Consider the following 21,626-nt stretch of genomic DNA (forward strand, 5'->3'; position numbering starts at 1 on the left):
CGGCGTTGCGCGCCATCAGCGCCTTGATCGGCAGGGCGGCGAGGTCGTCGGCGCGCACGCCGGAGAGGGCGCCGCCGTAGCGGCCTATGGGGGTGCGGATGCCGTCGCAGATGAAGACTTCACTCACTGGGGTTGCTCCTTGTCGTTGTCGTTTCGCGGCGCGCTCAGGCGGCGTCCGCGGTGGTATGCGCCGGGGCTGCGCGCAGGGTTTCAGTCGCCAGCAGGCCTTTCACGCCGTTGAGCAGGATGGCGGTGACCACCGGCGCCATGTCGGCGTAGGTGAAGCGGCCATCCGCATGCAGCCAGGTGAAGGTCCAGTTGATCATGCCGAACAGGATCATGGCCACCGGCTTGTCCAGCCGCCGCCGCTTCAGCCCCGGCTCCACCCGCTCGATGGCATCGGCGAAGGCCGCCACCACCCGGCGCTGCTTTTCCACCACCTGCCGCGACTGCTCGGCCTGGAGGAACTTCACATCCTGCACCAGCACCACGTGCTGGCTCTGGGAATGCTCGTATTCCTTCATGAAGCGCATCACGAGTTCGGCCAGGTGCGGCTCGGCCGCCCTGCCCTCACCCTCCACGTCGACGACGATGGCCTGGAGCTGGTCCATGTAGCTGTCGGCGATGTCGAAGAGGATGTGCTCCTTGTCGCGGTAGTAGTGGTACAGCAGCGGCTTGGAGACGCCGCAGGCCTTGGCCAGCTCGGCCATGGAAGCGTTGTGGAAGCCTTTTTCGGCGAACAGCCGCGCCGCCTCCGCGAGAATGGCGCCGCGTTGTTGCTCGAATGTGGCTGACTTGCCCCTGGCCATGTGTTCCTTTCCCGCACCGGCGGCTGCCGGCGAAACCCGCAACTCTACAAGAGCCAAGGCATGCGCGACAGGCGCGCATGCGTGCCGCTCAACGATCGTCGAAGCTGATCACCACCCGCTCGGTCAGCGGATGGGCCTGGCAGGTGAGCACGTAGCCGGCGTCCACGTCCGCCTGCTCCAGGGTGTAGTTCTTGTCCATGCGCACCTTGCCTTCCAGCACCTTGGCGCGGCAGGTGCAACAGACGCCGCCCTTGCAGGAGTAGGGCAAGTCCATGCCGCTGCGCAGGGCGACATCGAGAATGGAGGGGTCTTCCGGGCGGAAATCCATCTCGCGGCGCAGGCCGTCGGCCACCACGGTGATGCGGGCCTGCGGCGCGTCGCCGGCCTCGGCACGGTGGGCCGGGGCGGAGCCGGGGATGCCGAAGCGTTCCAGGTGCACATGCTCGGCAGCCAGGCCGCCCCTGAGCAGGGCGCCTTCCACTTCGTCGATCATCGCGCCGGGGCCGCAGATGAAGGCTTCGTCTATGCTGTCCGCCGGAATGAGCGTGTCCAGGAACTGGGCCACCTTGGCCGCATCCAGCCGGCCGTTGAACAGCGGCACCTCCTGCTCTTCGCGGGAGAACAGGTTGTACAGGGTGAAGCGCGACAGGTAGCGGTTCTTCAGGTCTTCCAGCGCCTCGGCGAACATCACGCTGGTCTGGCGGCGGTTGCCGTAGACCAGCGTGAAGCGGCTCCTGGGCTCGGCCTTCAGCGTGGTCTTGATCAGCGACAGCACCGGGGTGATGCCGCTGCCGGCGACGAAGGCGACGTAGTGCTTGGCGTGGGCCGGGTCCAGCGGGGTGTGGAAGCGGCCTTCCGGCGTCATCACCTCGACGACGTCGCCAACCTGTATGCCTTCGTTGGCCCAGGTGGAGAAGCGGCCGCCATCCACCCTCTTGATGGCGACGCGCAGTTCGCAGTCGTCCACCCCGGCGCAGATGGAGTAGGAGCGGCGCAGGTCCTCGTCGCCGACGCGGACCTTGAGGGTGAGGTGCTGGCCCTGGATGAAGGCGTAGTCCGGCGCGAGTTCGGCCGGGATGTCGAAGCGCAGGCTGACCGCGTCCGGCGTCTCGCGGCGCACCTCGGCGATCTTCAGGGGGTGGAATTTCGGCGTCATGTCGGTGTCTCCGTGCCCCGCCGACGTTGCGGCGGGATCAGATCGGCTTGAAGTATTCGAAGGGTTCCAGGCAGCTGCGGCAGCGGTAGAGCGCCTTGCAGGCGGTGGAGCCGAACTCGGACAGGCGGGTGGTATCGGTGGAGCCACAGCGCGGGCAGGCGAGCGGGCTGCGGCGCACGAAGTGCAGCGGCCGCGCGCCGCCGACCGCGGCTTGCCCGCTAGGCGGGACGATGCCGTAGGCGCGCAGCTTTTCCCGCGCCTCGCTGCCTATCCAGTCGCTGGTCCAGGCCGGGTCCAGCCGGGTGTCTATAGACACCCGGCCGGCGCCGGCGGCGAGCAGGGCCTCCTCGATGCTGCTGGCGATCATCTCGGTGGCCGGGCAGCCGGAATAGGTCGGCGTCACCACCACCCGCAGGCCGTCGGTCTCGGCCCTGACTTCGCGGACGATGCCGAGCTCGGTCACCGACACCACCGGAATCTCCGGATCGGGTACCGCGGCAAGCGCCTTCCAGGCCTGGGCTTCGGTCAACATGCTCGTTCGTCTCCAGTGAGGCGGGTGGAAAGTCCGCGGTGGCCGATGGCCGTGGCGGGCTTTTCCAGCGCCGCTGCTACCACTGCGCGCCCGGGTAGGTGCGCTGCATGTACTGCATGGTCGCCAGCAGGTGGCCCATGTGTTCGCTGTGGCGGCCGAACTTGCCGTAGGTCTTGAACGGCACCCGCGCCGGCACGGTCAGCGTGGCCTCGGCCAGCACCGGCAGCACCAGGTCTTCCCATTCGGCTTCCAGCTCGCTCCACGCTGGGCCGATGCCGGCGGCGGCCACCGCGTCGTCCGCCGGGCTGGCGGCGAAGAGTTCGGCGGTGTAGGGCCACAGGTAATCCAGCGCGGCCTGGGCCTTGTCGTGGGACACGGCGGTGCCGTCGCCCAGGCGGATGGTCCATTCGGCGGCGTGGCTCATGTGGTAGCGCGCTTCCTTCAGGCTCTTGGCGGCGATGGCGGCGAGGCCGGCGTCGGCGGAGCTGGAGAGGCGGCCGTAGAGCAGCACCTGGAAGGCGGAGAAGAGGAAGTTGCGCACCACGCTGCGGCCGAAGTCGCCGTTGGGCAGCTCGACCAGGGTGACGTTGCGGTAGTCGCGCTCCACCCGCAGGAAGGCGAGCTGGTCTTCGTCGCGGCCGCGGCCTTCGCTCTGGCCGGCGTGGGTCAGCAGCAGGCGGGCCTGGCCGACGAGGTCCAGCGCCATGTTGGCGAGCGCCATGTCTTCTTCCAGCACCGGCGCGTGGCCGCACCACTCGGACAGGCGCTGGCCGAGGATGAGGGCGTTGTCGCCCAGGCGCAGCAGGTATTCCAGTTGCTCGGGCGTGGCCGTGCCGGGGGCGGCGGCCAGGGTCTGTTCGCTCATCGCCATCTCCTTACATGTGGCCGACTTCTTCGGGCAGCTGGTAGAAGGTGGGGTGGCGGTAGATCTTGTCCTCCGCGGGGTCGAACAGTTCGGGCTTGGCGTCCGGATCGGAGGCGACGATGTTGTCCGCCTTCACCACCCAGATCGACACGCCTTCCTGGCGGCGGGTGTAAACATCGCGCGCAACCTGCAGCGCGAGCTTGGCGTCGGGGGCGTGCACGCTGCCACAGTGCTTGTGGTCCAGCCCGTTGCGGCTGCGGACGAAGACTTCCCACAGCGGCCATTCCTTGCGTTCCATCTGTTTCCTCCTGGGGCGGCGATGCCACCCGCTGCGTTCTGTTCTTGGTGGGTTTCTCTCTGCTCGAGAGGCCCCGGCCTGGTCGGCGCCGGCCGGGACTTCCTCCACGCGCTCTCCGGGCCCGCGGGCACCGGGAGCGCTTGTCTCGTATCCGCCGGCGCGGTGCCGGCGGGGGTGTTCTGCTTGCCGCTCAGGCGGCGGCCCGGCCGGCGTTCTCGCGCGCGGCCTGCTTTTCGGCGTGGGCCAGGGCGGCTTCGCGCACCCAGGCGCCCTCTTCCCAGGCCTGCACCCGCTCGGCCAGGCGATCGACGTTGCACTGGCCGTGGCCGTTCACCACGTTCCAGAATTCTTCCCAGTCGATGGCGCCGAAGTCGTAGTGGCCGCGTTCCTCGTTCCACTTCAGCTCGGGGTCGGGCAGGGTCACGCCCAGCACTTCGGCCTGCTTGACGGTGGCGTCGACGAACTTCTGCCGCAGATCGTCGTTGGAGATGCGCTTGATGCCCCAGCGCGCTGAGTCGGTGTGCACGCTGTCCTTGTCGTGCGGGCCGAACATCATGATGGAGGGCCACCACCAGCGATTCACCGCGTCCTGCACCATCTCCTGCTGTTCCGGCGTGCCGCGCATCATGGTGAGCAGCAGGTCGTAGCCCTGGCGCTGGTGGAAGGACTCCTCCTTGCAGACGCGGATCATGGCGCGGGCGTAGGGGCCGTAGCTGCACTTGCACAGCGGGATCTGGTTCATGATCGCGGCGCCGTCCACCAGCCAGCCGATGACGCCGACGTCGGCCCAGTTCAGCGTGGGGTAGTTGAAGATGGAGCTGTACTTGGCCTTGCGGCTGTGCAGCGCGTCCATCAGCTCGTCGCGCGACACGCCCAGGGTTTCGGCGGCGGCGTAGAGGTAGAGGCCGTGGCCGCCCTCGTCCTGCACCTTGGCGAGCAGGATGGCCTTGCGCTTGAGGCTGGGCGCGCGGCTGATCCAGTTGCCTTCGGGCAGCATGCCGACGATCTCGGAGTGGGCGTGCTGGCTGATCTGGCGGATCAGCGTCTTGCGGTAGGCCTCAGGCATCCAGTCCTTGGCCTCGATGAAGCCGCCGGCGTCCACCTTGGCGTCGAACTCGGCCTGGTAGGCGGCGTTCTCGACGGCTCGCAGCGGCTTGGCGTCGGCGTTCTGTTGGGGGATATCCAAAGCTTGGGTGTACATGGGACCTCCTTGCTTGCGGGGGCGCGGCGGCGAGGCGCCGCGCGGGGGTTCAGGATTTCGGGCGGTGATCGATCACCCGCCGGGCCTTGCCGACGGTGACGCGTTCGATGCTGAAGGGCTCGCCGACGATGACCTTGGCGGAGATGCCGATCAGGTTCTTGATGCCATGGGCCAGCTCTTTGGCCAGCGCTTCCTTCTGCTCCGGATGGCGTCCGACGCCAGCCTCGGGGTTGATTTCGACCTTCACCGTGAGCGTGTCCATGTGGCCCTGCTTGTCCAGTTCCAGCAGGTACTGGGGCGCGAGCTTGGGCATGCGGCAGATCAGTTCCTCGATCTGCGTGGGGAAGACGTTGACGCCGCGGATGATCAGCATGTCGTCCGAGCGGCCGGTGATCTTGGCCATACGCCGCATGCTGCGGGCCGACGGCGGCAGCAGGCGGGTGAGGTCGCGGGTGCGGTAGCGGATCACCGGCATCGCTTCCTTGCTGAGCGAGGTGAACACCAACTCGCCCTCGGCGCCGTCGGGCAGCACTTCGCCGGTCTGCGGATCGATGATCTCGGGGTAGAAGTGGTCTTCCCAGATGGTGGGGCCGTCCTTGGTCTCCACGCACTCGCTGGCCACGCCCGGGCCCATCACCTCGGAGAGGCCGTAGATGTCCACGGCGTCCATGCCGGAGCGGGCTTCCATCGCCTCGCGCATCGCCGGCGTCCAGGGCTCGGCGCCGAAGATGCCGACCTTGAGCGAGGTGGATTTGGGATCGATGCCCATGCGCTCCATCTCGTCGAGGATGGTGAGCATGTAGGAGGGGGTGACCATGATGATCTTGGGCTTGAAGTCCTGGATCACCTGGATCTGCTTCTCGGTCTGGCCGCCGGACATCGGCACCACGGTGCAGCCCAGCTTCTCGGCGCCGTAGTGGGCGCCCAGGCCGCCGGTGAAGAGGCCGTAGCCATAGGAAACATGCACCATGTCGCCCGGCCGGCCGCCGCCGGCGCGGATGGAGCGCGCCACCACGGTGGCCCAGGTGTCGATGTCCTTCAGCGTGTAGCCGACCACGGTGGGCTTGCCGGTGGTGCCGGAGGAGGCATGCACGCGGGCGATCTTGTCCATCGGCACCGCGAACATGCCGAAGGGGTAGTTGTCGCGCAGGTCGCCCTTGGCGGTAAAGGGGAACTTGGCGAGGTCGGAGAAGGACTTGAAGTCGTCCGGATGCACGCCCTTGGCGTCGAAGGCCTTGCGGTAGTGCGGCACGTTCTCGTAGGCGTGGCGCAGGGTCCACTTCAGGCGCTCGAGCTGCACGGCGCGCAGCTCGTCCACGCTGGCCTTCTCGATCGGCTCCAGCTGGGGCGGCGCGTAGCTGTTCAACGGCATGTCCTTTCTCCTCTCTCTGTCGGTTCCGGGTTGCGTGCCGCCGCGGCGGCCGCCCCTCTTGCTTCTTTAAAGTTCGACGACCGGCCGGCCCTTGATGCGGTAGGACTTGCCGCGCATCACCGCGATGAGTTCACCGCTCTGGTTGGTGACGGTGATGTCGTACACCCCGGTGCGGCCGGATTCGGAGACGCGCTGGGCGGCGGCGGTGAGCACGTCGCCCGGGCGGCCTGGAGCCATGAAGTCCACGCTGATGCCGGAGGCCACCGTCTGCTCGTTGCCGCTGTTACAGGCGTAGGCGAAGGCGGTGTCGGCCAGGGTGGTGATGAAGCCGCCGTGGCAGATGCGGAAGCCGTTGAGCATGTCCTCGCGCACCCGCATGGTCATCGTGGCGATGCCGGGGCCGATGGCGGTGAAGCCCATCTCCAGGCTGCGCGCCGCCTGGTCGCGCTCGTACATGCCGTCGCGCACGCGCTCGGCGAGGGCCTGCGGGTCCAGGCCGCCGGCGATGTCACGGTATTGGGCTTCGCTCATGCCTTGTCTCTCCATCCGGGTCGTTTTTATTGGTGTGATCCGTTTTGCCGCGCGGCCGGCGTGCAAGCCGGCCGCGCAGGGGCGCTGCTTACTTGCCGGTGAATCGCGGCGCGCGCTTTTCCATGAAGGCGGCCACGCCTTCGCGGTAGTCGGCGGAACGGCCGCACTGGCGCATCAGGTCGCGTTCCAGGTCGAGCTGGGTTTCCAGGTCGTTGGTGGAGCTGGACCAGATCGCCTTCTTGGTCTGGGCATAGCCGAAGGTGGGGCCGGCGGCGAGCTGGGCGGCGACCTGCTGCACGGTGGGCAGCAGCGCCTCGTCATCCACGCACTTCCAGATCAGGCCCCAGGCTTCAGCCTGTTCGGCCGGCAGCTTGTCGCCCAGCAGGGCGAGGCCGAGGGCGCGCGCCGGGCCGAGCAGGCGGGGCAGCGCCCAGGTGCCGCCGGTGTCCGGGATGAGCCCGAGCTTGGCGAAGGCCTGGATGAAGCTGGCGGAACGGGCGGCGAAGACCATGTCACAGGCCAGCGCGATGTTGGCGCCGGCACCGGCGGCGACGCCGTTCACCGCCGCGATCACCGGCAGTTCCAGGTTGCGCAGCGCCATCACCAGCGGCTTGTAGTTCTTCTCGATGGAGGCGCCGAGGTCGGGCGCTTCGGCACCGGCGGAGACGTTGCGGTCCGACAGGTCCTGCCCGGCACAGAAGCCGCGGCCGGCGCCGGTGATGACCAGCACGCGCACGCTGCCGTCCTCGCGCCCCGCCTTCACCGCGGCCAGCGCCGCACGCATCTCGCGATGCATGCCGTCGTTGAAGCTGTTCAGCCGGTCCGGCCGGTTCAGCGTCAGCGTGGCCACGCCGCCGCTGACGTCCAGAAGAATGGCCTCGCCGAAGGTCGTCGCTTCACCGCTCATGTGTCTCTCTCCTTTTTCCGCGTTCATGGGTTGGGATCGTGCGCACCGCACGCCGCGGGATTATCGTTCTCGTTGTCGGTCGCGCCACCTGGCTTCGTCGGGCTTCCCGACTGGCTTTCGGCGTTGTTTGACCGACCGGTCAATCAATAGTAGGCTTGATCCAGATCAAAAAACAAGCCCTTTGTGCTTGACTTTCCTTGCCGCAACGCAACATCCGGCAAGCACGAGAAAACCAGCCCCCACGCGGGGCGCGCCGCCCAGCCCTACCGGAGGAGACACCCGATGAGCCACCCGCTGTTCGAGAAGCATCAAGCCACCCTGGACGCCGCCGTCGCAGCCATTCACGGTCGTGGCTACTGGACGCCCTACCCGGAGATGCCCAGCCCCAAGGTCTATGGCGAAACCGCCGCGGATGACGGCAAGAAGGCCTTCGAGGCCTGCCTGGGCAAGGAATTCGAGCTCGGCCAGCCCGGTATTACCGGCTGGACTTCGCCGGAACGCTCGCCCTACGGCATCGCGCTGGACGTGCGCTACCCGGTGAGCACGCCGGCGGTGCTGGTGGAAGCGGCGCAGGCGGCGATGCCGGCCTGGCGCAAGGTGGGCGCGCAGGGCCGCGTCGGCGTCTGCCTGGAAATCCTCGACCGCCTGAACAAGCGCAGTTTCGAGATCGCCCACGCGGTGATGATGACCAGCGGCCAGGGCTGGATGATGGCCTTCCAGGCCGGCGGCCCGCATGCGCAGGATCGCGGCCTAGAGGCGGTGGCCTGGGCCTGGGCGGAGATGAGCAAGGTGCCGGCGGAGACGGTATGGGAGAAGCCGCAGGGCAAGAACCCGCCGCTGAAGATGCAGAAGCACTACGAGATCGTTGGCCGCGGCGTGGCATTGGTGATCGGCTGCGGCACCTTCCCCACCTGGAACACCTACCCCGGCCTGTTCGCCGCGCTGGCCACCGGCAACCCGGTGATCGTCAAGGCGCACAGCAACGCCATCCTGCCGGCGGCGCTGACGGTGCGCATCGCCCGCGAAGTGCTGGCCGAGCAGGGCCTGGACCCGAACACGGTGACGCTGGCGGTGGTGGACAAGCGCGCCGACACCCAGGCGCTGGCCACCGACCCGGCGGTGAAGTCCATCGACTTCACCGGCAGCAATGTGTTCGGCCAGTGGCTGCTGGACAACGCCCGCCAGGCGCAGGTGTATGCCGAACTGGCCGGCGTGAACAACGTGGTGATCGAATCCACCGACAACTACAAGGCGATGCTGCGCAACCTCGCCTTCACGCTGAGCCTGTACGCCGGCCAGATGTGCACCACCACCCAGGCCATCCTGGTGCCGGCCGGCGGCATCGACACCGACCAGGGCCGCAAGAGCTTCGACGAGGTGGCGGCCGACCTGGCTGCGGCCATCGACAAGTTCCTCGCCGATCCGGCCACCGCCACCGCGGTACTGGGCGCGATCCAGTCCGAAGCCACGCTGGCGCGCATCGACGAAGCCGGCGAGTACGGCAAGGTGGTGCTGGCCTCGCGCAAAGTCGAGCATGCCGACTTCCCCAAGGCCGAGGTGCGCACCCCGGTGCTGCTGACCTGCGACGCTGCCGACGAGAAGAGCTACATGGAGGAGCGCTTCGGCCCCATCTCCTTCATCGTCAAGGTAGCCGACGGCGCCGCCGCGGTGGCGCTGTCGGAGCGCATCGTGCGCGAGCACGGCGCGCTGACGGTGGGCATCTACTCCACCCGGCCGGAAGTGCTGGAAGCGATGACCGAGGCCACGCTGCGCGCCGGCGTGGCGCTGTCCATCAACCTCACCGGCGGGGTGTTCGTGAACCAGTCGGCCGCGTTCTCCGACTATCACGGCGTGGGCATGAACCCGGCGGCCAACGCCAGCTACTCCGACGCCGCCTTCGTCGCCAACCGCTTCCGGGTGGTGCAGCGGCGGTATCACGTCGAGTAAAGGCTGAGCGGCCCACCACTTCCCCAGAGGGCGGTGGCGCCGTGGGCCGGCAAGGTCTGTCGTGCCGAGCGCAGGACGTGTGCGAGGGCAGCCGCAGGCCACGACAGCCGCGCCGGCCGCGGCGCCATCGCCACCACGCAACGCAACGCACGTTCCCAGACGCCCGGGCCGGATGCCTTCATGTGATCCGGCCTCATCCGCAAGGAGCACCTCTCCATGCCCTGCTACGAAATCGACGGCCTGCGGCCAGTCATCCACCCCAGCGCTTACGTCCACCCGGACGCAGTGCTGATCGGCGACGTCATCATCGGCCCGCGCTGCTACGTCGCCCCGCTCGCCAGCCTGCGCGGCGACTTCGGCCGCCTGGTGCTGGAGGCCGGCAGCAACATCCAGGACAACTGCACCATGCACGGCTTCCCCGGCACCGACACGGTGGTGGAGGAAGACGGCCACATCGGCCACGGCGCGGTGCTGCACGGCTGCCGCATCGGCCGCAACGCGCTGGTGGGCATGAACGCGGTGATCATGGACAACGCGGTGGTGGGTGAGGAAGCCATCGTCGCCGCCTGCGCCTTCGTCAAGGCCGGCATGGAGATACCGCCGCGCAAGCTGGTGGCCGGCATGCCGGCGAAGATCGTGCGTGACCTCAGCGCCCAGGAAATAGGCTGGAAGGGCGACGGCACCCGTACCTACCAGGAGTTGGCCGTGCGCAGCCTGGCCACGCTGCGCCCCTGCGCGCCGCTGACCGAGATGGAACCCGGCCGCCAGCGCTTCGAGATGCCCGGCGTCGTACCCCTGGTGGATGCGAAGAAACACGGCGGCGCCTAGGCGCGATCCCGGCCCGGCCGCATGACGTGGACGGGCGGATATCCCATGCACGTAATGTCAGCTAAAGACAGGAAATGCCGTGACCTAGTGCCTAGTAGTCGATCTATGCCTTTGTTAGCATCTAGACCGTAGACGGCGTATGGTCTTTTCTCGTGGAAATCGTTTCCACACCTGCGTCGCCAAAGACTCTCCGGTACCGCGATGGCTGCGCTTCCCCCTAACGCTGGTAATAGACCTTCCGCTGGCACACCACTTTTCGCCTCCGCGCCGCGCAGGTCCGGCGGCTTCACCCTGATCGAGCTGATGATCGTGGTTGCCGTGGTCGCCATCCTCGCCGCGGTGGCGCTGCCGGCTTACCAGTCCTATATCAAGAAGAGCCGCGCCAAGGCGGCCGGCGCGGACCTGGTTGCCCTCAGCTTGAACGTCGAGAACTTCTACCAGAAGAAACTCAGCTACCCGACCGACTCCACCGATACCGACGACTGGCAGGGTGGCTGGAGCGCGGCGGTGGCGGAGTTCTTCACCTATTCCTCCTCTTTCGAGAACACGCAGTACACCCTGAAGGCCACTGGCAAGAGCGGCCCCATGAGCGGCTGCGACGTCACCCTCGTCGTTCCCCACACCGGCAACACCACGCGTTCCGCCACCTCGGGCTGCGGCTTGTCCGGCGATACCTGGTGAGACCGCGATGAAGCGGCGGCTCAGCGGCGTCACCCTGATCGAGCTGATGATCGTCATCGTCATCATGTCCATCCTCGCCATCCTGGGTGTGCCGCTTACCTCGCGCTGGATCTATGGCGCCCAGGTGGGCGAGAGCGAGAGCCTGCTGGCGCAGGCCTATGCGCAGATGCGGGCGGTTGCGCTGCGCAATCCCAATGGCGTCGCCGGCAGCACCGACGCCGCCGGGATGAAACTGGCGGACGGCATCCTCTACGTCTGCAAGGGCAGCCCGACCAACGCCAACTGCACCGCCGGCGGCAGCGCCGTGGTGTGGCAGGCCGACCTGTCGCGCGGCGCCAATGTGAGCGTCACCCTGGGCGGCGCCGCCAGCGGGACGATCGCGCTGGACAACATGGGCGTGCCGCGCTCCTCGGCCACGGCGCGCCGGTATTCGATCAGCAAAGGTGGGGAGAGCAGCAGTGGCCTGCTGGAATGAGACGATGAAGACGACCGCCGGCCGCCAGCGCGGCGACGCCCTGCTCGAAGCCCTGATCGGCATCGTGCTGATGGCGGTGGTCGGCCTCGGCCTGGCTTACTCCACCGCCCGCGCCGCCAACAGCCAGCGCTACCTCAACACCCAGAACCTGGCGATCGCCGAGATCCGCGAGAAACTGCAGCATGTGAGCGAGCCCTGCGCCACCGACACGGTGACGATCACCCTGGCCGGCAAGTCGGTGGATTTCTCGCCGGAGTGCACCACCGAGAACGTCACCGTGCGCTACACCATGAACGGCACCGAAACCAGCGAGACGCTGGCCAGCGTGAAGACGCTGACCTCCGTTTCCACCGCCGGCAGCGACGTCACCCGCGAGTTGTTCGGCGGCGACGGCTCCATCGTGATCTCGCTGCAATGAGCACGGCCATGAACGCCCTCCGCCGCCAGCAAGGCATCTCGCTGATCAGCCTGATGATAGGCCTGCTGCTGTCCATGCTGGTCGTGCTCGCCATGCTCTCTGTTTACAAGAGCACGCTGCGCGTCACCGTGGACGCCGGCCAGGGCGCCCAGCTCAGCGGCCAACTCAGCACCGGCCTGCTGGCGGCGCAGAAGAAGCTCCAGGGCGCCGGCTTCCTGATCGACAGCGCCAGCTACGGCAACGAAATCGTCGTGCTCTCGGATACCACGCTGAGCAACAACCGCCTGTCCGGCACGGTGCAGAGCAGCCTGCCGGGCAGCGGCAACGCCGTCGTCTGGCGGGAGCAGAACACCTGCTACGGCCTGGTATTCACCAACCAGATCCTGTACTTCCTCTCCACCACCAATGCCTGCAGCAACGCCGGCACGGCGGCGACCAGCGTGGCCTGGACTTCGACCTTCAAGCTGGTGGGCTCGGCCGGCGGCGACAACCGCATCGCCATCGAGATGGTCGCCACCGCTGGCGACTGCAAACCCTTCGGCGTCACCGACAGCGCCGGCGCGCTCACCATCGGCCTCACCGCCAACTACCTCGACAGCAGCGGCAGCCTGGACACCTCCCGCCCGTCCATGCCCTCCACCGTCTGCCTGCCGAACTTCCCGGCGACCACCACCTGAGCCCCGCCATGCGCGCCACGCTTCCTTCCCGCTTCTCCACGCGCAAGCGCCAGCGAGGTGTCGCCACCATCCTCATCGTGCTGTTCGCCGGCTTCTCGCTGTCCGCCGCGGTACTGGGGGTGATGTACCGCATCCGCGGCAGCCAGGAGCAGGCGGTGGCGCTGCACGCCCAGACCCAGGCCCAGATCCGCGCCTGGACCGGCGCGGAGATCGTGCGGCAATACCTGGATGGCCTGCAGCAGCGCGGCGAGCTGGACGGCCTGGTGACCAAGCTCAACACCGCCAACAGCGAAACCGGCCTCAAGCCCACCAATGTGCCCATCACCCTGCAACAGGCCGACGGCACCGCGCTGAGCGGCATCCAGGCCAAGTTCACCAAGGTTGACGTCAGCGGCGCGGCGCCCGCCATCTGGGCCGCCATCACCGGCATCACCGAGGAAAGCGGCAAGGCCGAGGCCCGGGCCACGCTGGAGGTGGTGTACAGCCTGGAGACGAGCACGACAGAGAGCACGGTGCCCGGCGCCACCGCCTGCGCCGCATCGCCCAAGGCGGTGATGGTGTTCAACGGCGATGTGAACTACAGCGGCGGCTCGATGCAGATCGTCAACAGCAACAATGCGCTGACCAACGTCGCCATCAGCGGCAACCTCACGGTGGGCAGCGCCTCCACCGCGATGACCTCCGGCTGCAGCAAGAACGACATCTCGCTCACCGGTGGCGGTATCGCCAACGGCGCCACGCTGTACTCCGAAGGCAACATCACCATCTCGAACATGAGCCAGCCCAGCGCCGTCACCCTCTGGGCGAAGAACCTCTACGTCAACCAGAACGGCGGCAGCTACACCGCGCTGCAGGCGGGCGCCTTCATCGCCAACGTGGTGGACAGCCATGGCGCGGTGGTTGGCACCGCGGTGACCGGCGGCAGCATCCTGAGCACCAACTACATCCTGCCCCCGGCCGGCAATACCATCGTCGTCACCCTCACTGATGGCACCCGCTACGCGGTGCCGCTGGGCACCGCCACCATCAGCAGCGCCGGCCTGGTGACGCCGCTGGCGACCGACGTGGTGCGCCTCTCCGGCTCCGGCACGCTGCCGGCCAGCTTCAGCCTGAGCCATACCGGCGTCACCGGCGGCACACTGAACTATGCCGGCGGCACCGTGGGCACCATGTGGGGCAACGAAGTCTCCATCACCGGCTGGGGCGGCACCTACACCGACGTGATGTCGCACGGCATGTTCAAGGTCATCACCGGCACCATAGGCAAGCTCACCGGCGGCGGCGACGCCTGGGCCACGCAGGCCGGCTACTCCCAGTACTCCAACTACAACTTCCCCACCATCAACGGCGGCAACATCGCAGGCCATCTGTACGCCAGCAGCAGCAAGACGCTGGTGCCGGACAACGCCACGGTGGCCGGCATCACCCTGAACCGCAGCCGCGCCGGCACCGACCCCGGCCTGCCCGGCCTGCCTTACTGCGACACCACGGTGCAGGCGATAGACACCGACAATTACAAGGACGGCGCCAACTATATCTTCTACTTCGACGGCAACACGCCGATGTTGAAGGTGCAGAACGTCAAGCGCGGCGACAACAACGAGAGCATAGACGGCACCTACAACCTGGCGACCACCGACCTGCGCACCCTGGGCGGCTTCGATTTCATGCAGTGCAGCTGGTACAACAGCCATTGCCTGCGCAGCTCCACCCCGGCCAACGGCTGGTCCCTGGACGGCGTGTACAAATTCCCCGCCGGCGTGCTGTGGTTCGACGGCAAGGTGCAGATCAACGGCGTGAACAGCGGCACCCAGGCCAACCTCTACAACGCCCTGCTGGCCACCGGCAACGTCACCCTGACCAGCAGCGGCCATGTGCCCCTGTATGCGCCCAACTACGCCACGGTCAGCCAGACCTGCGGCGGCAGCTTCTACCCGTCCAACCTGTGCACCCGCAGCGGCAGCACCTTCAACTTCGCCACCTGGACCGATGCCGGCGGCACCACCCATAGCGGCCTGCCCATCGGCAACACGGCGATCATGACCGAGGGCGCGCTGTCCTCCAGCGGCTGGGAGATCCACGGCAACGTCCTGCTCGGCCGGGGCATCACCCTGGAGGGAGCCACCACCACCATCTTCGGCACGCTGACGGTGGGCGCCAATGCCACCAGCACCACCACCATCAGCCAGGGCGGCCTCAAGGTCGTCACCTCCGGGCTGTCCAGCGACCAGCTCTACCAGCCCGGCACCGGCTGCACCTCATCCTCCGCCACCGAGGAAACCAGCGCCTCCCACATCCGCATCCTGTGGAGCCGCTACCAGTGACGCCACCGCGCGGCAGTGTCCTGGGCAAGCTGCCGCCGCCTGCGGACGAAGAGCGCTTCGAGGTCTTGCTGGAAACACCTTTCGGCCGGGTGGAACGCATCGTCTCCTACGGCCACGCCAGCCCACCGGGCTTCTGGTACGAACAGGCGGAGGACGAATGGGTGCTGCTGGCAGCAGGCAGCGCCGCGCTGGCTTTCGAGGACGGAACCCGGTTGACACTGGCCGCGGGCGACTGGATCACCCTGCCGGCCCGGCAACGCCACCGGGTGGACGCGGTGTCCGACGATGCGGTGTGGGTCGCGGTGCACCTGCGCACCGGCGACGCGGAAGACGAGCGCCAGGACAGCGCCACCGCCGGCTGAACCGCCTCCCGGCCGCTGCGGCGCCCGCGCCGGCCCCAACCCGCCGCCTTCTGCGCTACATTCCGCACTTTCCCCCCCGGAGTGTATGCAATGCGCTTTTCCCGCTCCCGCGGCTGGCTTGCCGCCGCCTTCATCGCCTGCGCCACCCCGCTGCTGCCGCTGGCGCCCGCCCATGCCGAAGCGCCCCAGGTGAAGACCCAGGTGCCGGGCTACTACCGGATGATGGTCGGCAGCTACGAAATCACCGCCCTGTACGACGGCTACATCGATCTCGACGCCAAGCTGCTCAAAGGCGCCAGCCAGCGCGACATCCAGCGCCTGCTGGCGCGCCGCTTCCGCGCCGGCGACACGCTGCAGACGGCGGTGAACACCTACCTGGTGAATACCGGCGACAAGCTGGTGCTGATCGATACCGGCGCCGCCAAGCAGTTCGGCCCCTCGCTCGGCTTCGTCATCGACCACCTCAAGGCGGCCGGCTACCAGCCCGCGCAGATCGACGCGGTGCTGCTCACCCACCTCCACGGCGACCATGTGAACGGCCTGCTCGACGCCGATGGCAAGCCCGCCTTCCCCAACGCCACCGTCTACGCCTCCCGCGCCGATGCCGATTTCTGGCTGCCGGCGGAGGCGCTGGCCAAGGCGCCGCAGGAAGCCAAGCCCTTCTTCCAGATGGCGCAGTCCGCCACCGCGCCCTACCGCGAGAGCGGCAAATGGCAGACCTTCGACGATGGCGCCCAGCTGCTGGCCGGCATCAGCGCAGTCGCGGCGCCCGGCCACACCCCGGGCCACAGCGCCTTCCTGATCGCCTCCGGCGGCCAGCAGCTGCTGGTGTGGGGCGACATCGTGCATAGCGCGGCCACCCAGTTCGAAAATCCGGAGATCACCATCGAGTTCGACGTGGACCGCAAGCTCGCCTCCGCCACCCGGCAGAAGCTGTTCGCCCGCGCAGTGCGGGAAAAACTGCTGGTGGCCGGCATGCACCTGCCCTTCCCCGGCCTCGGCCATGTGCGCCGGGAAACCAAGGGCAGCTACGAATGGGTGCCGGTGGATTACGCGCCGACGCGGTGAGAGCCTGAGCGCGGCGGAACAGCAGCGGCGCCTGGGCGCTCAGGCGCCGGCAGCGCTGCAAAGCGCCGCAAATCTGCCCCGCTCCCCTTGCCGGTGAAGGCGGGGGAGAGGGCACGCCGCGCTGGACCGGAACACAGACGCCCTTACGCCGCGCCTCCTCTCCCCGCTCCTCTCCCGCGGGGAAGCGGGAGCAATCCCTCGGCGGCATCAGGGAGCGGCCTTGATCTCACCGGGCGCGACCTTGAAAACCCCACCCTCAGGACACGTCCTCCAGCGTCAGCCCCCAGCGCGTCAGCGCGTGCCGCAGCAGCGTCTGCTCCGGCAGGGTGATGCGGCCATCCGCCTTGGACAGCACCAGCATCGCCCGGCAGGTGGTGATGCGCAGCGCCGGATCGCGCACGCTGTCGAGCAGGCGCTCGGTCTGTTCCAGGTCCAGCACCCGCAGCGGGCTGCCATCCCGCGCCAGCAGCCCCTGGCAATGTGCCGCCACCGCGCCCACCAGCACATCGCCGGGCACCCCCAGCAGTTCGGCGATGTGATGGCGCTCCAGCGCCTCCACCTCGCGGCTGGCGAGTTCGCCGTCGGCAATCAGGGTCAGCACCACCAGGCGGGCGGCAATCTCGCGTTCGCTGTCCAGCGGAAGAGGCATCACGATCTCCAAGGGGAAGGAAGGGCGTCGACAGCCGCGCATCGCGGCCGGTTCTCGCTACCCTACAATGCGTGGAAGTTCCGCAAGCCGCCGCTATAATCCCGCGCCGGCCGCGGGCCCGCCCGCACTGACTCTCATCAAGGCGGCCCAGCGCAACCTTCCGGACAATGCAGCCATGGAAACCCTAACGCTAGTGCGCGAGTTCGCCCGCGACAGACTCGGCATCGAGCCCGAACGGGTCACCCCGGAAACCGACTTCCGCAGCCTGGGCATCGACTCCTTCATGCTCCTGGAGCTGCTGTTCGACTTCGAGGACAAGACCGGCACGCCGCTGCCGCGCGATCTGCCTACCCCGCGCACCGTGGGCGAGCTGAACGCCATCCTCACCCGCCTGCGCGGATGAGGACGCTGCGCCGCGTCGTCGTCACCGGCCTCGGCCTGCAGGGGCCGTGGGGCCGCGATCCGGACGCGCTGTTCGATCACCTGCTCGCCGGCGACTCCGCTGTCGCCCTCTACGCGCCGCCGGACGCGCCTACCCGGCTCGCCCTGCCCTCGGTGCGCTGCGCCGATTTCGACGCCGAAGCCACGCTGGGCCGGCCGCTGGCGATGACCATGGACCGCTACTGCCAGCTCGGCGTCGCCGCCGCGCTGGACGCCTGGCGCGACGCCGGCCTGGGCGAGCGCGCCGAAGCGGAGGCCGATCCGCGCTACGGCGTGTCCTGGGGCACGGCGCTGGGCGGCACGCTGACCTTCGAGCGCGGCTACCGCGAACTCTTCATCGCCGGCCGCCAGCGGGTATCGCCGCTGTCGGTGGTGCTGGGCATGGTGAACGCGGCGGCCTCCCACATCGGCATCCAGCTCCGGCTGGGCGGCGCCTGTCTCACCTACTCCATCGCCTGCGCCTCCTCCGCCACCGCCATCGGCGAGGGCGCCCGCCGCATCCGCTGCGGCGAGGCGGACGTGGTGGTGGCCGGCGGCTCGGAAGCGCCGCTGTCCTACGGCATCCTGCGCGCCTGGGAGGCGATGCGGGTACTCGCCCCCGGCGACGAGCACAGCGCCCACCGCGCCTGCCGCCCTTTCAGCGCCGACCGCGCCGGCCTGGTGCTGGGCGAAGGCGGCGCCGCGCTGGTGCTGGAGGACTACGAACACGCCCGGGCCCGCGGCGCCCGCATCCTGGCCGAGCTCGCCGGCTACGGCAGCAGCTGCGACGCCAGCCACCTGGTGCGGCCGGATGCCGTCGGCCAGGCCCGCGCCATCCAGGCCGCGCTGGCCGACGCCGGGCTGACGCCGGCCGATATCGACTATGTGAACGCCCACGGCACCGCCACGCCGGAAGGCGATCCGGTGGAGATCCAGGCCCTGCGCCAGGTCTTCGGCGAGCGCGCGGCCCGCCTGCCGGTGAGCGCCACCAAGTCCATGCACGGCCATCAGCTCGGCGCCACCGGCGCGCTGGAGGCCTTGATCGCGGTGCTCGCGCTGCGCCGCGGCCACTGTCCGCCCACCGCTCACCTGGCCCAGGTCGCGGTGGAGTGCCAGGGCGTGACCCACCTGCAGCAGGGGCAGGCCATGCCGCTGCGCCACGTCCTCTCCAACGCCTTCGCCTTCGGCGGCAGCAACGCCGCGCTGATCCTGAAAGCCGCCGACGCTGCCTGAGCCCGCGCCTCGCGCCGGGCGGGAAAACCTTATCGCTGCAAAGGTAATCGGCGAGAATGGCGGCTTGTCCCCGCCGGAGACGGCCATGCGCGTCACCCTCGTCCACCCAGCCGGTTTCAATTTCGTGCCCGGCCAGCCCGACTTCTCGGTGCTCGCCAACCGCATGGCGCCCATCGGCATCCTGCAGCTGGCCGCCTGGCTGGAGCAGCACGGCCACCCGACCGCGGTGCACGACTGCCTGGGCCCTTATGCGCCGCCCTCGCTGGAGGCCAACGCCGAGCAGGTACTGGCGACCGACCCGGAGCTGGTCGGTTTCTCCGCCACCACCTCCGGCTTCATGGACGCGGTGGACATGGCCGCCTACATCAAGCGCAAGCGGCCGCATGTGAAGACCTTCTTCGGCAATGTGCACGCTTCCTCCATCGGTGCGCCGCTGCTGACGCACTTCCCGGAGATCGACTATCTCTGCATCGGCGAGGGCGAAGGCGCCATGCTGGACATCGCCGACGGGATGGCCGAGGCGGAGATCGCCAACATCATCTACCGCGACGGCGGCGGCAGGCCGGTGATCAACCCGCGCCGCACCCGCATCCTGGATCTGGACGAGCTACCCTTCCCCGCCTACCACAAGCTGGCCGGCTTCCCGCAGGGCTACCACCTGCCGCTGTTCTCCTACGAGAAGCGCTGGGGCGCCACCATGATCACCTCGCGCGGCTGCCCCTACACCTGTTCCTTCTGCGACCGCACGGTGTACGAGCGCCTGTACAAGTACAACTCCGCCGAATACGTGCACGCGCACATGCAGCACCTGCGCGACGACTTCGGCGTGCATCACATCAACATCTACGACGACCTCTTCACCGCCCACAAGAAGCGCATCCACGAGCTGTGCGAGCTGCTCATCGCCAAGCCGCTGGGGGTGGATTTCAACTGCGCCATCCGCACCGGCCACACCTCGGACGAAATGCTGGCGCTGCTCAAGCGTGCCGGCGCGTTGATGGTGTCCATGGGCATCGAATCCGCCGACCCCGGCATGATGGAGCGACACAAGGCCGGGGTGACGCTGGAAGCGGTAAGGAAGACGGTGGAGCAGATCCACGCCGCCGGCCTGCGCGCCAAGGGCCTGTTCATCTTCGGCCTGCCGGGCGAGACCCCGGAAACGCTCAAGGCCACCAGCGACTTCATCCTGTCGCTGGACCTGGACGAGATGAACATGACCAAGTTCAGCCCGATGTACGGCGCCCCCATCTGGGACGAATGCGTCTCTGGCCACGAAGGCGAGTTCGACGAGGACTGGCGGCTGATGAACTGCCTCAACTTCGTCTTCAAGCCCAAGGGCTTCGATTCCCGCGCCGAGATGGACGCCCTCTACAACTGGCACGTGCGCCGCTTCTACGACAGCAAGCCCTACCGCCGCCGCTTCGCCAAACGCCTGTGGCAGCACCGCTGGAGCCTGTGGCATGTGCTGCGCCACCTGCCGCAGATCGTGCAGGCGGCACGCTACTTCAGCGCCAACAAGGCGCAGCTGGAAGCCGCCGCGCAGGCGTTCGCCCCCCACCCCCGCCAGCCGCGCGGCCTGTCGCCCTTCCTCAGCCCGGAACTGCAGGCCGACGCCAGGGCGGCGATGTCCCCGGTGAAGATCTCCCGCCGCGTCGAGCAACCCCGCCCGCAGGCAGCCTGAACGCGCAAGAAAACGTAAGCCGACCTGCGCCGCCCGGCGACGTCCGCCGGCCGTGCTGCCGCCTATCACCGGCGGGCGGGCGCAACATCGTCATATCGGGGCGAAACGTGACGAAACAGGCGGTACACCGCGAAATTTCCCCGAAAACCCTTGGCGGAAGTTAACATCCGCCTCTCCCTAAAGTATTGACGGAACCAGACGGCCGCCGCGCCTGTCCGGCCCTCTCGCACGCAACATGACCCAGAACGTTTCCGCCACTGCCGACGCCACCTTGCTTGCCGAAGTCGCAGAGATGACCGTCTCCGCGCTCAATCTCGAAATCCGCCCCAGCGACATCGATCCCGCCGCTCCGCTTTACGGTGAAGGCCTGGGGCTGGACTCCATCGACATCCTCGAAGTCGCCCTCGTCGTCTCCAAGCGCTACGGCTTCTCGCTGCGCGCCGACAACGAGGACAATCTGCGCATCTTCTCCTCGCTGCAAAGCCTGGCCGACTACATCGCCGCCCACAGGACCCAGTGATGGCGCGCGCGCTGCGCCTGGGCCGCGGCATCCTCGCCGGCGCAGCCTTCGCCGGCTACCTCTGGCTGGCCCACGTCACCACCGCACCGGATCGCCCCAGCACGCTGGGCGCGCTGGTCGCGGTCGTGCCCTACATGGGCATCGCCCTCGCCATGGCGTGGAAGAGCCGCAACCGTGGCGCGGCGCTGGCCCTGTGGGCCGCGGTCGCCGTCGGCCTGTGGCAGTCGTGGACGCTGGTGGAGGCCCGTTTTGAATGGGTGTATTTCGTCCAGCACGCCGGCGTCTTCAGCCTGCTCGCCCTCGGCTTCGGCCGCAGCCTGGCGGGCGACGGCGAAGCCACCATCACCCGCTTCGCCCGCCTGGTGCACGGCGACGCCATGCACCCGGCGCTGGCGCGCTATACCCGCGGCGCCACCCTGGCGTGGACGCTGTTCTTCGCCGCCATGGCCACCGCCTCCACCAGCCTGTTCTTCTTCGGCCCGCTGCATGCGTGGTCGGTGTTGATCAACCTGCTGACGCCGCCGCTGGTCGCGCTGATGTTTGCCGCCGAATTCCTCGCCCGCGTGCTGCTGCTGCCCTCCTCGGTGCGCACCGGCCTGGTGGACTCGGTGCGCGCCTGCATTGCCTCGCGCCGCGCCTCCGGCGGCGCCACGCCGCCGCCCGCCGCCTGAG

Annotated in this window: 24 protein-coding genes and 1 pseudogene; 14 read left to right on the forward strand and 11 right to left on the reverse strand. The window is 68.4% G+C overall.

Annotated features, from left to right (window positions below):
* From GRF61_RS13575 to paaG, 10 genes and pseudogenes are all read right to left on the reverse strand, one after another.
* Window positions 1–127 (reverse strand): annotated as a pseudogene (locus GRF61_RS13575) (3-oxoadipyl-CoA thiolase); the annotation flags it as partial.
* Between the two features lie 37 nt (window positions 128–164).
* Complete coding sequence (locus GRF61_RS13580) at window positions 165–809, reverse strand: TetR/AcrR family transcriptional regulator (protein WP_169151182.1); 645 nt, start codon at window positions 807–809, stop codon at window positions 165–167.
* 88 nt (window positions 810–897) lie between these two features.
* Window positions 898–1,965: a 1,2-phenylacetyl-CoA epoxidase subunit PaaE gene (gene paaE, locus GRF61_RS13585; protein ID WP_169151183.1), complete on the reverse strand. Its 1,068-nt coding sequence runs from the start codon at window positions 1,963–1,965 to the stop codon at window positions 898–900.
* A gap of 37 nt (window positions 1,966–2,002) precedes the next feature.
* A complete protein-coding gene (paaD, locus tag GRF61_RS13590; protein WP_169151184.1) occupies window positions 2,003–2,497 on the reverse strand; it encodes a 1,2-phenylacetyl-CoA epoxidase subunit PaaD in 495 nt (164 codons plus the stop codon).
* 76 nt (window positions 2,498–2,573) lie between these two features.
* Entirely contained in the window at window positions 2,574–3,362 is a 789-nt protein-coding gene (paaC, locus tag GRF61_RS13595) for a 1,2-phenylacetyl-CoA epoxidase subunit PaaC (protein ID WP_133594425.1), read from the reverse strand.
* 10 nt (window positions 3,363–3,372) lie between these two features.
* Entirely contained in the window at window positions 3,373–3,660 is a 288-nt protein-coding gene (paaB, locus tag GRF61_RS13600; RefSeq protein WP_133594424.1) for a 1,2-phenylacetyl-CoA epoxidase subunit PaaB, read from the reverse strand.
* Window positions 3,661–3,850: 190 nt separating this feature from the next.
* Window positions 3,851–4,861, reverse strand: a complete 1,011-nt coding sequence (paaA, locus tag GRF61_RS13605; RefSeq protein WP_169151185.1) for a 1,2-phenylacetyl-CoA epoxidase subunit PaaA — start codon at window positions 4,859–4,861, stop codon at window positions 3,851–3,853.
* A 49-nt stretch (window positions 4,862–4,910) separates the two neighbouring features.
* The gene (gene paaK / locus GRF61_RS13610) at window positions 4,911–6,233 is read right to left on the reverse strand and encodes a phenylacetate--CoA ligase PaaK (RefSeq protein ID WP_169151186.1); all 1,323 of its coding nucleotides are present in this window, start codon (window positions 6,231–6,233) and stop codon (window positions 4,911–4,913) included.
* Between the two features lie 66 nt (window positions 6,234–6,299).
* Window positions 6,300–6,764, reverse strand: a complete 465-nt coding sequence (paaI, locus tag GRF61_RS13615; protein ID WP_169151187.1) for a hydroxyphenylacetyl-CoA thioesterase PaaI — start codon at window positions 6,762–6,764, stop codon at window positions 6,300–6,302.
* A gap of 88 nt (window positions 6,765–6,852) precedes the next feature.
* Window positions 6,853–7,671, reverse strand: coding sequence for a 2-(1,2-epoxy-1,2-dihydrophenyl)acetyl-CoA isomerase PaaG (gene paaG / locus GRF61_RS13620; RefSeq protein ID WP_248281238.1), 819 nt, complete (start codon window positions 7,669–7,671; stop codon window positions 6,853–6,855).
* Window positions 7,672–7,953: 282 nt separating this feature from the next.
* Here paaG and paaN point away from each other — a divergent pair, with 282 nt between their 5' ends.
* From paaN to GRF61_RS13665, 9 genes are all read left to right on the forward strand, one after another.
* On the forward strand, window positions 7,954–9,618 hold the full coding sequence (paaN, locus tag GRF61_RS13625) for a phenylacetic acid degradation protein PaaN (RefSeq protein ID WP_169151189.1): 1,665 nt from the start codon (window positions 7,954–7,956) through the stop codon (window positions 9,616–9,618).
* 216 nt (window positions 9,619–9,834) lie between these two features.
* Window positions 9,835–10,446: a phenylacetic acid degradation protein PaaY gene (gene paaY, locus GRF61_RS13630; RefSeq protein WP_169151190.1), complete on the forward strand. Its 612-nt coding sequence runs from the start codon at window positions 9,835–9,837 to the stop codon at window positions 10,444–10,446.
* Window positions 10,447–10,647: 201 nt separating this feature from the next.
* Window positions 10,648–11,127 carry a type IV pilin protein gene (locus GRF61_RS13635; RefSeq protein ID WP_169151191.1) on the forward strand — a complete coding sequence of 160 codons (480 nt, stop codon included), beginning with the start codon at window positions 10,648–10,650 and terminating at the stop codon, window positions 11,125–11,127.
* Window positions 11,128–11,134: 7 nt separating this feature from the next.
* Complete coding sequence (locus tag GRF61_RS13640) at window positions 11,135–11,602, forward strand: prepilin-type N-terminal cleavage/methylation domain-containing protein (protein ID WP_169151192.1); 468 nt, start codon at window positions 11,135–11,137, stop codon at window positions 11,600–11,602.
* 4 nt (window positions 11,603–11,606) lie between these two features.
* Window positions 11,607–12,020 (forward strand): hypothetical protein, encoded by a 414-nt coding sequence (locus GRF61_RS13645; RefSeq protein ID WP_169151193.1) that lies wholly within the window; start codon window positions 11,607–11,609, stop codon window positions 12,018–12,020.
* 8 nt (window positions 12,021–12,028) lie between these two features.
* A complete protein-coding gene (locus tag GRF61_RS13650) occupies window positions 12,029–12,697 on the forward strand; it encodes a hypothetical protein (RefSeq protein WP_169151194.1) in 669 nt (222 codons plus the stop codon).
* Window positions 12,698–12,705: 8 nt separating this feature from the next.
* On the forward strand, window positions 12,706–15,021 hold the full coding sequence (locus GRF61_RS13655) for a hypothetical protein (RefSeq protein ID WP_169151195.1): 2,316 nt from the start codon (window positions 12,706–12,708) through the stop codon (window positions 15,019–15,021).
* Entirely contained in the window at window positions 15,018–15,383 is a 366-nt protein-coding gene (locus GRF61_RS13660) for a cupin domain-containing protein (protein WP_348982396.1), read from the forward strand. Before GRF61_RS13655 ends, GRF61_RS13660 begins: the two co-directional genes overlap by 4 nt.
* Window positions 15,384–15,473: 90 nt before the next feature.
* The gene (locus GRF61_RS13665; RefSeq protein WP_169151197.1) at window positions 15,474–16,451 is read left to right on the forward strand and encodes an MBL fold metallo-hydrolase; all 978 of its coding nucleotides are present in this window, start codon (window positions 15,474–15,476) and stop codon (window positions 16,449–16,451) included.
* Window positions 16,452–16,707: 256 nt separating this feature from the next.
* On the opposite strand, the gene GRF61_RS13670 is transcribed toward GRF61_RS13665, so the two are convergent.
* Window positions 16,708–17,100: a hypothetical protein gene (locus GRF61_RS13670; protein WP_169151198.1), complete on the reverse strand. Its 393-nt coding sequence runs from the start codon at window positions 17,098–17,100 to the stop codon at window positions 16,708–16,710.
* 175 nt (window positions 17,101–17,275) lie between these two features.
* On the opposite strand from GRF61_RS13670, the gene GRF61_RS13675 reads away from it, so the two are divergent.
* The 5 genes from GRF61_RS13675 to GRF61_RS13695 all read left to right on the forward strand — a co-directional run bounded on the left by GRF61_RS13675 (window position 17,276) and on the right by GRF61_RS13695 (window position 21,625).
* Window positions 17,276–17,503 (forward strand): acyl carrier protein, encoded by a 228-nt coding sequence (locus GRF61_RS13675; protein WP_169151199.1) that lies wholly within the window; start codon window positions 17,276–17,278, stop codon window positions 17,501–17,503.
* Window positions 17,500–18,753, forward strand: coding sequence for a beta-ketoacyl-[acyl-carrier-protein] synthase family protein (locus GRF61_RS13680; protein ID WP_169151200.1), 1,254 nt, complete (start codon window positions 17,500–17,502; stop codon window positions 18,751–18,753). The genes GRF61_RS13675 and GRF61_RS13680 overlap by 4 nt, the downstream gene beginning before the upstream one ends.
* 85 nt (window positions 18,754–18,838) lie before the next feature.
* Window positions 18,839–20,434, forward strand: coding sequence for a radical SAM protein (locus tag GRF61_RS13685; RefSeq protein WP_169151201.1), 1,596 nt, complete (start codon window positions 18,839–18,841; stop codon window positions 20,432–20,434).
* Window positions 20,435–20,669: 235 nt separating this feature from the next.
* Window positions 20,670–20,954, forward strand: a complete 285-nt coding sequence (locus tag GRF61_RS13690) for a phosphopantetheine-binding protein (protein ID WP_169151202.1) — start codon at window positions 20,670–20,672, stop codon at window positions 20,952–20,954.
* Window positions 20,954–21,625, forward strand: a complete 672-nt coding sequence (locus tag GRF61_RS13695) for a hypothetical protein (RefSeq protein ID WP_169151203.1) — start codon at window positions 20,954–20,956, stop codon at window positions 21,623–21,625. Before GRF61_RS13690 ends, GRF61_RS13695 begins: the two co-directional genes overlap by 1 nt.
* The last annotated feature ends 1 nt before the right edge of the window (window position 21,626 follow it).

Source organism: Azoarcus sp. TTM-91, assembly GCF_012911025.1.
Classification (GTDB): Bacteria; Pseudomonadota; Gammaproteobacteria; order Burkholderiales; family Rhodocyclaceae; genus Azoarcus.